The organism is Pseudaminobacter soli (ex Li et al. 2025) (assembly GCF_029892515.1).
GTDB lineage: Bacteria > Pseudomonadota > Alphaproteobacteria > Rhizobiales > Rhizobiaceae > Pseudaminobacter > Pseudaminobacter soli_A.
Window position 1 is genome coordinate 239,619 of record NZ_JARXVF010000003.1, and the last position, 13,153, is coordinate 252,771.

Below are 13,153 nucleotides of genomic sequence, written 5' to 3' on the forward strand. Positions count from 1 at the left end.
CCTTTTTTATTGGCAAAAATACCGATACGACCAGCAAACGCGAACGCGGAAGAAACGGAAGCAGGACCGATGAGCAACGGACAGAACGAGACCGGACGGCGCGAAATGACAGGTGCCGAAATGGTGGTGCAGGCGCTGAAGGATAACGGCGTCAAGCATCTCTTCGGATATCCGGGCGGCGCGGTACTTCCGATCTATGACGAGATCTTCCAACAGGACGATGTCGAGCACATCCTGGTCCGCCACGAGCAGGGTGCCGGCCATGCGGCCGAAGGCTATGCCCGCTCCACCGGCAAGGCCGGCGTCATGCTGGTGACCTCGGGGCCGGGCGCGACCAACGCGGTGACGCCGCTGCAGGACGCGCTGATGGATTCCATTCCGCTCGTCTGCATCACCGGGCAGGTTCCGACGACGCTCATCGGTTCGGACGCCTTCCAGGAATGCGACACGGTCGGAATCACGCGCCCCTGCACCAAGCACAACTGGCTGGTGAAGGACGTCAACGAGCTCGCCAAGACGCTGCATGAGGCCTTCCATGTCGCCACGACCGGCCGTCCTGGCCCGGTGGTGGTCGACATCCCCAAGGATGTGCAGTTCGCCCGCGGCATCTACACGCCGCCGCAGACCGCGCCGCGCACCAGCTATCACCCGCAGGTTCAGGGCGATCTCGATCGCATCAAGGAAGCAGTGGCGCTCCTGGCCAACGCCAAGCGGCCGATCATCTATTCGGGTGGCGGCGTCATCAATTCCGGGCTGGAAGCCAGCCAGCTGCTGCGCGAACTGGTCGAGCTCAGCGGCTTCCCGATCACTTCGACGCTGATGGGCCTGGGCGCCTATCCGGCTTCGGGCAAGAACTGGCTGGGCATGCTGGGCATGCATGGCACTTACGAAGCCAACATGGCCATGCATGATTGCGACGTGATGCTGTGCATCGGCGCGCGCTTCGACGACCGCATCACCGGCCGCCTCGACGCCTTTTCGCCCGGCTCGAAGAAGATCCACATCGACATCGACCCGTCCTCGATCAACAAGAACGTCCGCGTCGACATTCCCATCATCGGCGATGTCGCCCATGTGCTGGAGGATCTGGTGCGGCTGTGGCGGGCAACCGTCAAGGCCGACAAGAAGGCGCTCTATCCGTGGTGGGAGCAGATCGCCAAGTGGCGCGCCCGCGATTCGCTCGCGTTCAAGACGAACGACGAGGTGATCATGCCGCAATATGCGATCGAGCGGCTCTACGAGCTGACCAAGCATCGCGACCCCTACATCACCACCGAAGTGGGCCAGCACCAGATGTGGGCCGCGCAGCATTTCCACTTTGAAAAGCCCCACCACTGGATGACCTCGGGCGGCCTCGGCACCATGGGCTACGGCCTGCCGGCCGCACTCGGCGTGCAGATCGCGCATCCCGACGCGCTGGTCATCGACATTGCGGGCGATGCCTCGATCCAGATGTGCATCCAGGAGATGTCGGCCGCGGTGCAGTTCGACGCACCGATCAAGATCTTCATCCTGAACAACCAGTACATGGGCATGGTAAGGCAGTGGCAGCAGCTGCTGCACGGCAACCGCCTGTCGCACTCCTACACCGAGGCGATGCCGGACTTCGTCAAGCTCGCCGAGGCCTATGGCGCCCACGGCATCCGCTGCGACAAGCCGGCCGATCTCGACGATGCGATCAACGAGATGATCTCGGTGAAGAAGCCGGTGATCTTCGACTGCCGCGTGGCCACCTTGGCCAACTGCTTCCCGATGATCCCGTCCGGCAAGGCGCATAACGAGATGCTGCTGCCCGACGAGGCCACCGACGAGGCGGTCGCCAACGCCATCGACGCCAAGGGCCGCGAGCTGGTCTGATCTTTTCCGATTGTCGCGCGGCCAATGAGGTCGAGCGAAAACAATGCATTGAGCGACACGCTTGAACACGGGATCCCTATGAACGCACAGCTACAGGCGACCGGCTCCGCCTACTTCATCTCCAAGGAGACGCAACGGCCGGAAATTCACACTCTATCGGTTCTGGTCGACAACGAACCGGGCGTGCTTGCCCGCGTCATCGGCTTGTTCTCCGGCCGCGGCTACAACATCGAAAGCCTGACGGTTTCGGAAACCGAGCACGAAAAGCACCTTTCGCGCATCACCATCGTGACCAGCGGCACGCCGCATGTGCTGGAGCAGATCAAGCATCAGCTCGAGCGCATCGTGCCGGTGCACCGGGTGGTGGATCTGGCCGTGCGCGCGGCCGAACTCGGCCAGGACCGGCCGCTGGAGCGCGAACTGGCGCTGGTGAAGGTGGCAGGCACCGGCGACGCACGCGTCGAGGCGCTGCGGCTGGCAGATGCCTTCCGCGCAAAGGTAATCGACGCCAACACCGAGCACTTCATCTTCGAAATCACCGGCAAGGTGTCGAAGATCGAGCAGTTCATCGCCATCATGAAGCCGCTGGGGCTGGTGGAAATCTGCCGCACTGGCGTGGCGGCGATGAACCGCGGCCCGCAGGGCATGTGATCCAAATGAAAACGCCCACGCGTGACAGGCACGGCGTGGGCGTGGAAAGCGCTGTGTCCGGGCGGAAAACCGCCCGGCGGATCAGAAGCCGACGTTCTCGTTGATGTAGAAGGTGTTGAGCAGCGTTACGCGCGGCTGCTCGATGGGCGTGTGGATCTTCGGGCGACCGTGCCAGCTCATCTTTAACAGCGAGTGATAAGCCTTCAGCACCACGAAGGCATAACCGACATTGGGCAGGAACGGCAGCGTCTTGACCGGCTCCAGCCCATAGGAGTCGACATGCATGAGGCCCTTCAGGGAGGCTTGGTAGAGCGTGGTGCCCAGTTCCCGCTGGCGTTCGTCGGCGGGGCAATAGATTTGCATGGTCACGACCTTCTTGCGGGCGTCGGGATGCGGCTTGATCTGGTATCCATCCTTGTCGCTGTAGAGGACGGGCTTGGCCACCAGCTTCAAGTCGTCGGGACCCGCGACCTTGTCGCCGCGCGCGCGGATTTCCAGCCCCTCGTGAAGCTGGCGCCGAATGGCGTCTTCAACCTCGCGGGAGGTGAACATCGCCGAGACGGCGGCCCACATATCGCGCATGTCGGCATCGACCTTGTTGACGTTGTCGCCGTAGAGCCTGAGCGCCATGCGCGTGCCGTCACCCTTGATCGGATCGTAGCCTTCGGTCGGGATCGACTTGATCATTTCGGCATAAAAGTCTTTCGGGAAGAAATCGCGAAAGAAGATGTGCGGGAAGGGCAAAGAAAACCGGTCAGACGCCCCGATGCTCGCCACGGCGTGGTCAATGAGTTCACGGGTCAGGCTGCTGGTTTCGACTTTGGCAATTGCGGGCATTTTTCACCTGAATTTGTCGGAACTGCTGAAATCAAATTTCATAAGGCACGTCTTCTAGGCAAGTCGTGCACACAGTCGAATGATAAGATGCGCCGAATATATCGGTTTCCGTTCTCCGTTCAATCCTGCGCGCGACGGGCGCGGCCAGTACTCGAGAGGCACACCAGGGCCTTTCGTCTGCGGCCCGGCCGAGTTTCGCCGCATTTCCGACAGGTTCACCCATGACAGCCGATACCTTCTTCGCCCTTCTGGTCTATGCCTTCGTGACCTCGATCACGCCGGGACCGAACAATTTCATGCTGCTGGCATCGGGCGTGAATTTCGGTTTCGTGCGCACAATTCCGCACATGCTGGGCATCGCGGTGGGGTTCCTCTCGCTACTGCTGGGCGTCGGCTTCGGGCTGGGCGCGGTGCTGAAGGCATTTCCGGCGCTGCACACCACGCTCAAGATCGCGGGCGGCGCCTATCTCGTCTATCTCGCCTGGCGCATCGCCATGTCGCGCTCCATGGGCAAGGACGGCGACGCCCAGACGCGGCCGATGACCTTCCTGGAGGCCGCCGCCTTCCAGTGGGTCAACCCGAAGGCCTGGGTGATGGCGCTGACGGCGATGGCCGTCTACACCAGCCCGGAATCGCCGTTCCTCTCGGTGCTGCTGATCTCGTTCGCCTTCGCGCTGGTCAACCTGCCGAGCGTCTCGTCCTGGGCAGGCTTCGGCATGGCGCTGCGCGGCTTCCTGTCCGATCCGGTGCGGCTGAAATGGTTCAACATCTGCATGGGCCTGCTGCTTGCGGCAACGCTCTGGCCGATGCTGCGTTAGAACAAGTGGATCGAGGGCCTCGTCAGCATTAGCCAAAGGATGAGGATGACGCAGAAGAACGCTGGAAAGCCCAAGGCGAACCAGATCCGGTAAAGCCGGAAATATTCGGCAGGCAAGGGCAGGCCGTCGCTGGCGGCTGCTCTCGCAAGGTTGCGCAGACGGATCTGGATTGCGACCACCGGCAGCCAGAACAGGCCGGTGAGCACGTAGAGCGCCAGTGACAGGACGATCCAGCCCTCCGTCAATGGCCAGCCGATTTCGTGGGCCAGCCAGGCACCGGTCAGAGGCTGCAGGATCACGGCGGTTGCTGTGAAAAGCGTGTCGGCGATGACGACCGTTGCCGCGACATGGGCCACGACGCGTGCATCGCGCGTGCTGTGGGCCATGGCCATGAAGAAGGCGATGCCCATGCCCGTCCCGAACAGGACGGTTGCACCGAGGACGTGGGCCAGCCGGAGGAAGTCTACCATCGCTCAGCGCTCGTCGAGTATGGCGAGCGCCACGAGCGCCAGCACGATTGACGGTAGGACCTTGACCAGCGGGCCAAGCGGTTCGGTCCACAGGCATGGTGACAACAGGGTTGCCGCCGCAAGATAGGCAATCGACAGGGCGATCATTCCCTTGAGCGCCGTAGATGCATAATAACGGCTCACGATGACACCGATGCCCAGGGCGATGTCCGCGAGGCTCGTGAGCGTGGTGAGCACCGCGGCGGCGGTGGCGGCAAGCCCTGCATCGACCAGATGGGCCGCCGACGCATCGAAGCGCAGCAGCGCGATAATTCCCGAGAGAAGCCAGAACAGGCTGAGCGTGCCGAAGATGACCGGCTTCAGCAGATACAGCCTGGCAAACCAAAGATCCTGCACGCCTGCCGGCGCATCGCGCAAAGCTTCATCGAGCGTCTTGAGGCTCTGTCCCGACCATTCCAAGGACGCCGGCGCGGTGATGCCGCCGGCAGCGGCGGCCATCGCAGTCGAGCGCAGGGGCGACCGCCAGCCGAGATAGCCGAGCAGGTCGGCCGCGCGCGAGACCAGCACGGCGATGATCTGCGGTACTGCGATCGGCGTGCGCGAGGGAACCCCGAGCCACCGGCGGTGCCGGTCGACAGTCTGCGCGAGCGTCAGCACGTCCGGCGCGGCGATGTCCAGGTCGGTGCCGGCGGGAAGGCGGCCATCGAGAGCGCGGCAAACGCATTCGGCGACATCGCCCAGCGCGACGAACTGCAGCGGTGTGTCGCCATGCAGCAGTGGCGTTGCGAATGGAACAGCGGCGAGGGCACGCAACAGTGCCGAACCGCCATGCGCGTTGCGGCTGATGACGATGGCCGGCCGAAGGATAACGAAGGGCACGCCGGATTCCTTGAGCGCGGCATCGGCGCTGCTCTTGCTGGCAAGGAAGAGCGTGTCGGCGGCGCTGCCGTCCGTGCGCGCCGAGATCTGGACGATGAGCCTGATCTGCGATCCCGAAGCCGCCCGGTAAAGCGCACGCATGGCGACATCCTGCACCGCTGCGACGTCGTCACGAGCGCCGTCCTGCAGGCGCCCGCGCAATTCACCACCGCATCAATTCCTGCGATCAGTGGCAGCCAGTGATCGGGCGTGCGGAGCGTGGCTATGTCCGCCTGGCACCAGGCAAGTCCAGGCATACGCCGGGCAGCAACCGTGCTGTCACGCGCAAGCGCGGTAACTGCATGCCCGCAATCGGCGAGGGTGCACGCGACGCCCGACCCGATGAAACCGTTGCCGCCCAGAATCAAAACCCGCATGGAAAGACCATAGCGGTGCCCGTTCTGCGCGCAAATCGATCCGCAGGTCCAAGAGGCGACGCTTGCGTGCGAGCCTCCCGGGGCATAGCTTTCCCGCATGTCGCACGATCATGACCACGACGACCACCATCACGACAACGAACTCGACCCGATGGCCGCGCGGGTGCGCGCGCTCGAGACGATCCTGACGCAGAAGGGGCTGATAGACCCCGCCGCGATCGACGTCATCGTCGACACCTATGAAACCAAGGTCGGTCCGCGCAACGGCGCGAGTGTGGTGGCCAAGGCCTGGACCGACCCGGAATTCGCCGACTGGCTGAAGCGTGATGCCACTGCGGCAATCGCTTCGCTCGGCTTTACCGGGCGACAGGGCGAGCACATGCAGGCCGTGTTCAACACGACTGACCAGCACAACATGGTCGTCTGCACCCTATGCTCCTGCTACCCGTGGTCGGTGCTCGGCCTGCCGCCGGTCTGGTACAAGTCGCCGCCCTACCGCTCGCGCGCGGTGATCGATCCGCGCGGCGTGCTGGCCGAATTCGGCGTGACGCTGCCGTCCGAGACGAAAATCCGCGTCTGGGATTCGACTGCCGAACTGCGCTATCTCGTCGTGCCGATGCGTCCCGCCGGCACCGAGGGCTGGAGCGAGGAAGACCTTGCCGATCTGGTGACCCGGGATTCCATGATCGGCACCGGCCTTGCAAAGGAAGCCCCATGAACGGCCCGCAGGATCTTGGCGGCCAGATGGGGTTCGGGCCCATCGGGCCCGAAAAGGACGAGCCCTATTTCCACGCCGAGTGGGAAAAGCGCGCGCTGGGCGTGACGCTGTGCGCCGGTGCCATGGGGCACTGGAACATCGACGAAAGCCGCCATGCGCGCGAAAGCCTGCATCCGGCCGACTACTATTCCTCCAGCTATTACGAAATCTGGACCAAGGCGCTTGAGACGCTTCTCAAGCGCCACGGTTTCGTCACGCAGGACGAACTCTTGGTCGGCAAGTCATTGGTCGGCAATACCCGGCCCAAACGCGTGCTGCAGGCGGAGGATGTGCCGGCCGTGCTGGCGCGTGGAGGCTCATGCAACCGCCCGGTCAACACTGCGGCGCGCTTCAAGGCCGGCGACCGCGTGCGCACGAAGAATTTCAACCCCGAAGGCCATACGCGGCTGCCGCGCTATGCGCGCGACAAGATCGGCGTGATCGATGCGGTGCGCGAAGGCTTTGTCTTCCCCGACACAAACGCTCATGGCCGTGGTGAGCATCCCCAGTGGGTCTATACGGTCGTCTTCGACAGTCGCGAGATCTGGGGCGAGGAAGCCGATCCGACGCTCACTGTCAGCATCGACGCCTGGGAGAGCTATCTTGAGCCGGCATGAAAAGGGACGCCCGCTGCCGCCCGGCATCGATGAGCCGGTCTTTTCCGAGCCGTGGCAGGCCGAAGCTTTTGCGCTGACTGTGGCTTTGCACGAGAAGGGGCTGTTTTCCTGGCGCGAGTGGGCCGAAACGCTGTCCGCCGAAGTGAAGGCGCCGGGCGTGGCCGAGGACGGCAGCGATTATTACGATTGCTGGCTGCGCGCGCTGGAAAAGCTGCTGGCCGCCAAGGGCGTCGCGCCGCAACACGACGTCGACCAACTCGCCGCCGCCTGGCAGCGCGCCGCGCATGCCACGCCGCACGGCAAGCCGATCCTGCTGGAAAACGATCCGCAGCGCACCCGCTAGAAGCTGCCGCTGCCCTCTGCCGTCACGCCAGCGGCTTCAACTCGCCCAGTATCGTGGGGATGAGCTCCGACACTGTCGGATGGATGTGCACTGCCCGCTGGATCGTCGTGTAGGGCGCCTTGGCGTACATGACGTCCAGAATGCAATGGATCGCCTCGTCGCCACCGGTGCCGAGGATCGAGGCGCCGAGGATTTCCTTGCTGTCGGCGTCGACCAACGCCTTCATGAACCCTTGCGTCTCGCCTTTTTCGACGGCGCGGCTCACCCGTGTCATCGGCCTTTCGCCGACCAGCACGCGCCGGCCCGACTTGCGGGCATCGGCTTCCGTCATGCCGACCCGGCCGAGCGGCGGGTCGATATAGAGCGCATAGGCGACGATACGGTCGCTCACCTTGCGCGGATCGTTGTCGAGCAGGTTGGCTGCGACGATCTCGAAATCGTTGTATGAGGTGTGAGTGAAGGCGCCGCGGCCGTTGCAGTCGCCAAGCGCCCAGATGCCCGGCACATTGGTGCGCAATTGATCGTCGACGGTGATGTAGCCGCGCTTGTCTGTCGCCACGCCCGCCGCCTCAAGGCCGAGATCGTCGGTGTTGGGGTGCCGGCCGACGGCCAGCAGCACATGCGAGCCGATGATCTCGGGCTCGCCCTCGAGACAGTCGACGCCGACGGCGATGTCCTCGCCGCGCGGCGCAAAGCTGATGCATTCGGCCTTGCAGCGAATGGCGATGCCTTCGTTCTCGAGAATGTCGCGAATGGCGTCGGAAACATCCTCGTCCTCGCGATGGACGAGCCGCTCGCTCATTTCGACCACGGTGACCTCGCTGCCGAAGCGGCGATACATCTGCGCGAATTCCAGCCCGACATAGCTGCCGCCGATGACGACGAGATGGCGGGGCAGGATGTCGAGATCGAGGATCGTGGTGTTGGTGAGATGCTTCACCTGGTTTACGCCGGGCATGTCCGGCACGTTCGCCCTGCCGCCGACATTGATGAAGATGCGATCCGACACCAGCGTCTCGTCGCCCACCCGGACCTCATGTGGCGAAATGAACGTCGCATGGTCTTCGTAGACCGTGCAGCGCTCCATGCCCTTCAGCCAGTTCTCCAGGCCGCGGCGCGCATTTCCCGACACGGCATCCTTGCGCGCCTTGACCGCCTTCATGTCGACCCCGACCGGGTCGCCCAATGTCACGCCATAATCGGCGGCGCGGCGGGCCAGATGGGCGGCATAGGCGCTGGCGACGAGCGTCTTGGTCGGAGTGCATCCGGTGTTGACGCAAGTGCCGCCGATCAGTTTTCGTTCAATGATGGCAACGCTCATGCCCGCCGCGGTGAGACGGCCGGCAAGCGGCGGCCCCGCCTGGCCGGTACCGATGATGATGGCGTCGAAGCGCGTGCTCATAGCGCCGTCCGGACAATCAGATAGGCGCCGACGATGGCGACGGCGTCTTCGAGGATCGCGATCGGCGTGTCATTGCCGCCGATGGCCGCGACAAGCCGCTTCCTCGCCTGATGGCCGCCGAGCGTGCCGATCACCGCGCCGACTGCGCCCGCGATCAGCCCGCCGAGTGGCTTGCCGCCGGCAGTGCCGAGGACCGCCCCGCAAAACGCCCCGCTGACGATCCGTGCGCTGAACTGCTGCGGCACGGTCCGGCTTGGCGTACTGGGCAGCTGGTCGGCGATGAGTTCGATGACCGCGAAGATGCTGAAGATATAGGGCGTGAAGCGATAGCCCATGAAGGCTGCCCAGCTGCCTTGTACGGGCAGCCAACCAAGAAAGGCGGCCCAGCTGACGGCAGCCGGCGCCATCATCGTCCGCAATCCGGCAATGATGCCGATGAAAAGTGCAAAGAGATAAATCGACATGCTGTTTCCCGCTTGAAGGCCTCGATGGGGCGACGGTTTTGAACGGCGGCAGTCGGTTTTCGGTGAGATTTGTAAGCTTCTGCGATAATGACTAGATCGGCGTCTACTCGGCTCCTTGTCAAGTGTAGTGTAGGGCAGCAAAAAGGCCACGATTTCGCGCGGACCGACCTGGGCTGAGCGAGCGTAACGCGCAAATGCCTTGCCCTTCGGGCGCGAATCCTGTCTGTCGAAGCCATGGAATTCTCTCCTCAACAGGATGCCGCCTTGCAGGCGGTGGCGAAATGGCTGAAGGGCGGCCGGCCGCAGGTTTTTCGGCTGTTCGGCTATGCCGGCACGGGCAAGACGACGCTGGCGCGCTATTTCGCCGAGCATGTCGACGGGCAGGTGCAGTTTGCCGCCTTCACCGGCAAGGCAGCTCAGGTGCTGCGCTCCAAGGGCGCCACCAACGCCCGCACCATCCACTCACTGATCTACCGCCCGCGCGGCGAGGAAGCGGTGGAGGACGAGACGACCGGCAAGACCTCGATGTCGCCGACCTTCTCGCTCAATCGCCAGAGCCCGATTGCCAAGGCGGCGCTGGTCGTCATCGACGAATGCTCGATGGTGGACGAGGAATTGGGGCGCGACCTCTTATCCTTCGGCACACCGATCCTGGTGCTGGGCGATCCCGGCCAGCTGCCGCCGATTTCGGGTGGCGGCTTCTTCACCGAGCACGAGCCGGATTTCCTGCTGACCGAAATCCACCGCCAGGCGCGCGACAACCCGATCATCAATCTGGCGCTCGACGTTCGCGAAGGGCGCGAGTTCATGCGCGGCGATTACGGCACCGCGCAGGTCATCGGCAAGGAGCAGGTCACGCAGGATCTGGTGCTGTCGGCTGACCAGGTGCTGGTCGGCACCAATCGGACGCGCAAGCGCTACAATGGGCGCCTGCGCGAACTCAAAGGCTTTACAGCGAGCTACCCGCAGGCCGGCGACAAGCTGGTTTGCCTGCGCAACGATCCGGCCAAGGGCCTGCTCAACGGCTCGCTGTGGAAGGTCATGACGTCGTCGCGAGAGACGGTGAAGCCTGGCATCAATCTGCTGGTTTCGCCCGAAGAAGACGATCCCGACCGCGGCGTTGCCAAGATCAAGCTGCTCAAGGCAGCATTCGAGAGCCCGGACGAAGAGATTCCCTGGCAGCAGAAGAAACGCTACGACGATTTCGACTACGGCTATGCGCTGACCGTGCACAAGGCACAGGGTTCGCAGTGGAACAACGTCGTCCTGTTCGACGAGAGCTTTGCGTTCAAGGACACGCGCCAGCGCTGGCTTTACACGGCAATCACCCGCGCGGCCGAGCGTCTGACGATCGTCCGTTAGCCACGTTGCCGGCTGCTGCGAGGCTAGCCGCCTACCGTCGTCTTACTCGATGATTTCGAAAAGCAGCGCGGTCGCGTCGTCGCTCATCTTGAAGCGCGGATATTTCACGCCGTCGGGATCCTCGACCCGTTCGATCCGACGCAGCTCGTCGAGCAGCGTCGAAAGGCCATTTTCGCGCGCGGCGGCAACGAGTTCCTGCGGGCTGTAGCGCAGATACTGGTCGGCAAGGGCGGCAAAGCCGTCGCTGCACAGAAGACCGGTTGCGGGCAAAGCGGGGTTGAGCATCTCGCTGGCCAGATGGTTGCCGGCCTCGGGCTCGACGCCAAGCGTCCACACACCTGAAGCGGGGCTGTTGTAAGCGGCGCGGCGGCGGCGCAGTTCGTCGCGCACCGTAGGCTCATCGGCCAATGCCTGATAGGCGGAAAAGCCGCCGGCATGGGCAAGCGCCAGCCGCGCGCCCTCGCGTTCGGCCTGTGCTGCGCCCTTGAGCGCGCTGGTTTCGATGACCTTGCCGTCGGCGCCGATGAGAAACAGCCGGCAGTCGCCGAGCCCATGGGTGACGAGCTCTTCGTCCTCGATCCGCACGATCTGGAAACTCGCGACCGGCAGGTTCCACGGCTCGATCGGCAGGGCGTGGGCCGCTTCATGCACGACATTGGCGGCGCAGGCGTTGAACTCCTGCACGATCTCGGCCATTTCCCGGCCGGGCCGCACCATCTGCTCGAAGGAGCTCTGGGCGAACTGGGCCAGCCAGGCGGCGTCCGAGCCGTGCAGGCCGACGATGCTCTTGCCGCCGAGGCCGGTGGCGCCGTCTATGACGAATGCGCAAGTGGCATTGCCGCCCGCAGCGTCCTCATTGGGGCGCGAGGCCGACCCAGCGTCTGAGATCGAATCGATGATGCGTATGTTTGGCATGGTGGATGCGGTGTCGCGTGGGGCCGTGACGGCAATGTGACCGCAGGCCCTGGCGACTGCAATGCTATTCGTCATCCACAGGAAGCGCGTCGATCCACGACCAGGCCTTTTCCTCTTCCTCGGAGGCGAAGTGCCGGATCTCCACCGTGGTGGCGATCACAAGCAGGGCCCTGGCATAGATCGTCCAGTTGGGTTCACCGACGGCGGCGCAGCGGCGCACATGCACCAGCGCATGTTGGCGGCCTTCGCTGCGCGTTTTCCTGGCAACATCCAGCCATTCGGCCCCGTCGTAATCGACGATGCGGATCAGCAGGTCGATCCTGTCGTGAAGCTCGTATGCACCCTCCAGTAGGCCGTAGAGGTTTTCGATGTCGGCCGCCGTGATGCGTCCCGTAAGTTCAAAGGCATAGGCATCAGGGCGGTTCGTCTCGATACGGCGAACGGCTGGGACAAAGTCGGCCATGCCCATCGAAAGCACCTCCTTTTGGATGCGGATGGTCACAAAGCTGGAACACACAAAGCCGCTGTCTGTTCCCGCAGGACGCGCTATAGAAGTCGAGGGCCAGCACCATATTAATAGGTATTGGCTCCAGCCGAAAAACAGGTCGCAGACATGCCCGCAAAACTTTCCGTCAATCTGAATGCCGTCGCCTTGCTCCGTAACCGCCGCGACCTGCCGTGGCCCAGCGTGACGGGGCTGGGACGTGCCGCCCTGACTGCCTGCGCGCACGGATTGACCGTGCATCCGCGCCCCGACGAGCGCCATACGCGCTTTTCAGACCTGCCAGAATTGCGGGCGCTGATCGACGACGAGTTCCCCAAGGCCGAGTTCAACGTCGAGGGCTATCCGACCGAGGACTTCCTGCAGTTGGTGGAAAAGCACCAGCCGGACCAGGTCACGCTGGTGCCTGATGATCCGTCGCAGCCCACGTCCGACCACGGCTGGAACTTCGTCGAACAGCAGGCGTTTTTGACCTCGATTGTCAAAAGATTGAAGAAAAGCGGGTTCCGCGTGTCGCTGTTTTCCGATGCCGACCCGTCCCAGGTTTCCGCTGCCCGCGACACCGGCGCCGATCGCATCGAGCTTTACACGGGGCCCTATGGCGGTTGCCATTCCGATCCCGAAAGGGCTGCCAGGGAATTGGAAAAGGTCGGGAAAACGGCAGATGCGGCAATGGCTGCGGGGCTTGCGGTCAATGCCGGGCACGACCTTGTCGTGGCCAACCTGCCGGCGTTGATCAAGCGCATACCTGACCTGGCCGAAGTTTCGATCGGCCATGGACTCACGGCAGATGCATTGGAATACGGCATGGCCGAGACGACCCGGCGTTTTTTGAGGGCGTGTGGCTGGTAAAGGTGTAAGGA

14 protein-coding genes and 1 pseudogene are annotated in these 13,153 nt (G+C 63.6%); 8 read left to right on the plus strand and 7 right to left on the minus strand.

Going from position 1 to position 13,153, the window contains the following annotated elements:
- The first annotated feature begins 69 nt into the window (after positions 1 to 69).
- Together M2281_RS15545 and ilvN are read left to right on the plus strand one after the other, a co-directional pair.
- Positions 70 to 1,857 (plus strand): acetolactate synthase 3 large subunit, encoded by a 1,788-nt coding sequence (locus M2281_RS15545; RefSeq protein ID WP_280822080.1) that lies wholly within the window; start codon positions 70 to 72, stop codon positions 1,855 to 1,857.
- A gap of 78 nt (positions 1,858 to 1,935) precedes the next feature.
- Positions 1,936 to 2,508: an acetolactate synthase small subunit gene (ilvN, locus tag M2281_RS15550; RefSeq protein ID WP_280822081.1), complete on the plus strand. Its 573-nt coding sequence runs from the start codon at positions 1,936 to 1,938 to the stop codon at positions 2,506 to 2,508.
- An 81-nt stretch (positions 2,509 to 2,589) separates the two neighbouring features.
- On the opposite strand, the gene M2281_RS15555 is transcribed toward ilvN, so the two are convergent.
- Positions 2,590 to 3,345 (minus strand): hypothetical protein, encoded by a 756-nt coding sequence (locus M2281_RS15555; RefSeq protein WP_280822082.1) that lies wholly within the window; start codon positions 3,343 to 3,345, stop codon positions 2,590 to 2,592.
- 221 nt (positions 3,346 to 3,566) lie between these two features.
- Between M2281_RS15555 and M2281_RS15560 the strand changes: the two genes are divergently transcribed.
- Positions 3,567 to 4,163: a LysE family translocator gene (locus tag M2281_RS15560; RefSeq protein WP_280822083.1), complete on the plus strand. Its 597-nt coding sequence runs from the start codon at positions 3,567 to 3,569 to the stop codon at positions 4,161 to 4,163.
- Here M2281_RS15560 and M2281_RS15565 read toward each other — a convergent pair.
- The gene (locus M2281_RS15565; protein WP_280822084.1) at positions 4,160 to 4,633 is read right to left on the minus strand and encodes a DUF2269 family protein; all 474 of its coding nucleotides are present in this window, start codon (positions 4,631 to 4,633) and stop codon (positions 4,160 to 4,162) included. The genes M2281_RS15560 and M2281_RS15565 overlap by 4 nt on opposite strands.
- A 3-nt stretch (positions 4,634 to 4,636) precedes the next feature.
- Positions 4,637 to 5,928 (minus strand): annotated as a pseudogene (locus M2281_RS15570) (SDR family oxidoreductase).
- A gap of 97 nt (positions 5,929 to 6,025) precedes the next feature.
- Between M2281_RS15570 and nthA the strand changes: the two are divergent.
- From nthA to M2281_RS15585, 3 genes are read left to right on the plus strand one after another with little or no spacing between them, the layout of a single operon-like run.
- Positions 6,026 to 6,646: a nitrile hydratase subunit alpha gene (gene nthA, locus M2281_RS15575; RefSeq protein ID WP_280822085.1), complete on the plus strand. Its 621-nt coding sequence runs from the start codon at positions 6,026 to 6,028 to the stop codon at positions 6,644 to 6,646.
- A complete protein-coding gene (gene nthB, locus M2281_RS15580) occupies positions 6,643 to 7,302 on the plus strand; it encodes a nitrile hydratase subunit beta (protein ID WP_280822086.1) in 660 nt (219 codons plus the stop codon). The genes nthA and nthB overlap by 4 nt, the downstream gene beginning before the upstream one ends.
- The gene (locus M2281_RS15585; RefSeq protein WP_280822087.1) at positions 7,289 to 7,645 is read left to right on the plus strand and encodes a nitrile hydratase accessory protein; all 357 of its coding nucleotides are present in this window, start codon (positions 7,289 to 7,291) and stop codon (positions 7,643 to 7,645) included. The genes nthB and M2281_RS15585 overlap by 14 nt, the downstream gene beginning before the upstream one ends.
- 22 nt (positions 7,646 to 7,667) lie before the next feature.
- On the opposite strand, the gene M2281_RS15590 is transcribed toward M2281_RS15585, so the two are convergent.
- Both M2281_RS15590 and M2281_RS15595 read right to left on the minus strand, forming a co-directional pair.
- Complete coding sequence (locus tag M2281_RS15590; RefSeq protein ID WP_280822088.1) at positions 7,668 to 9,047, minus strand: FAD-containing oxidoreductase; 1,380 nt, start codon at positions 9,045 to 9,047, stop codon at positions 7,668 to 7,670.
- Positions 9,044 to 9,511 carry a DUF4126 domain-containing protein gene (locus M2281_RS15595; RefSeq protein WP_280822089.1) on the minus strand — a complete coding sequence of 156 codons (468 nt, stop codon included), beginning with the start codon at positions 9,509 to 9,511 and terminating at the stop codon, positions 9,044 to 9,046. Before M2281_RS15595 ends, M2281_RS15590 begins: the two co-directional genes overlap by 4 nt.
- Positions 9,512 to 9,745: 234 nt before the next feature.
- On the opposite strand from M2281_RS15595, the gene M2281_RS15600 reads away from it, so the two are divergent.
- Positions 9,746 to 10,873, plus strand: coding sequence for an ATP-dependent DNA helicase (locus M2281_RS15600; protein WP_280822090.1), 1,128 nt, complete (start codon positions 9,746 to 9,748; stop codon positions 10,871 to 10,873).
- A 42-nt stretch (positions 10,874 to 10,915) separates the two neighbouring features.
- Here M2281_RS15600 and M2281_RS15605 read toward each other — a convergent pair whose 3' ends face one another.
- Both M2281_RS15605 and M2281_RS15610 read right to left on the minus strand, forming a co-directional pair.
- Positions 10,916 to 11,863 (minus strand): hypothetical protein, encoded by a 948-nt coding sequence (locus tag M2281_RS15605; protein WP_280822091.1) that lies wholly within the window; start codon positions 11,861 to 11,863, stop codon positions 10,916 to 10,918.
- The gene (locus tag M2281_RS15610) at positions 11,853 to 12,257 is read right to left on the minus strand and encodes an STAS/SEC14 domain-containing protein (protein WP_280822092.1); all 405 of its coding nucleotides are present in this window, start codon (positions 12,255 to 12,257) and stop codon (positions 11,853 to 11,855) included. Before M2281_RS15610 ends, M2281_RS15605 begins: the two co-directional genes overlap by 11 nt.
- 144 nt (positions 12,258 to 12,401) lie before the next feature.
- Here M2281_RS15610 and M2281_RS15615 point away from each other — a divergent pair, with 144 nt between their 5' ends.
- Complete coding sequence (locus tag M2281_RS15615) at positions 12,402 to 13,142, plus strand: pyridoxine 5'-phosphate synthase (protein ID WP_280822093.1); 741 nt, start codon at positions 12,402 to 12,404, stop codon at positions 13,140 to 13,142.
- Positions 13,143 to 13,153: the final 11 nt, after the last annotated feature.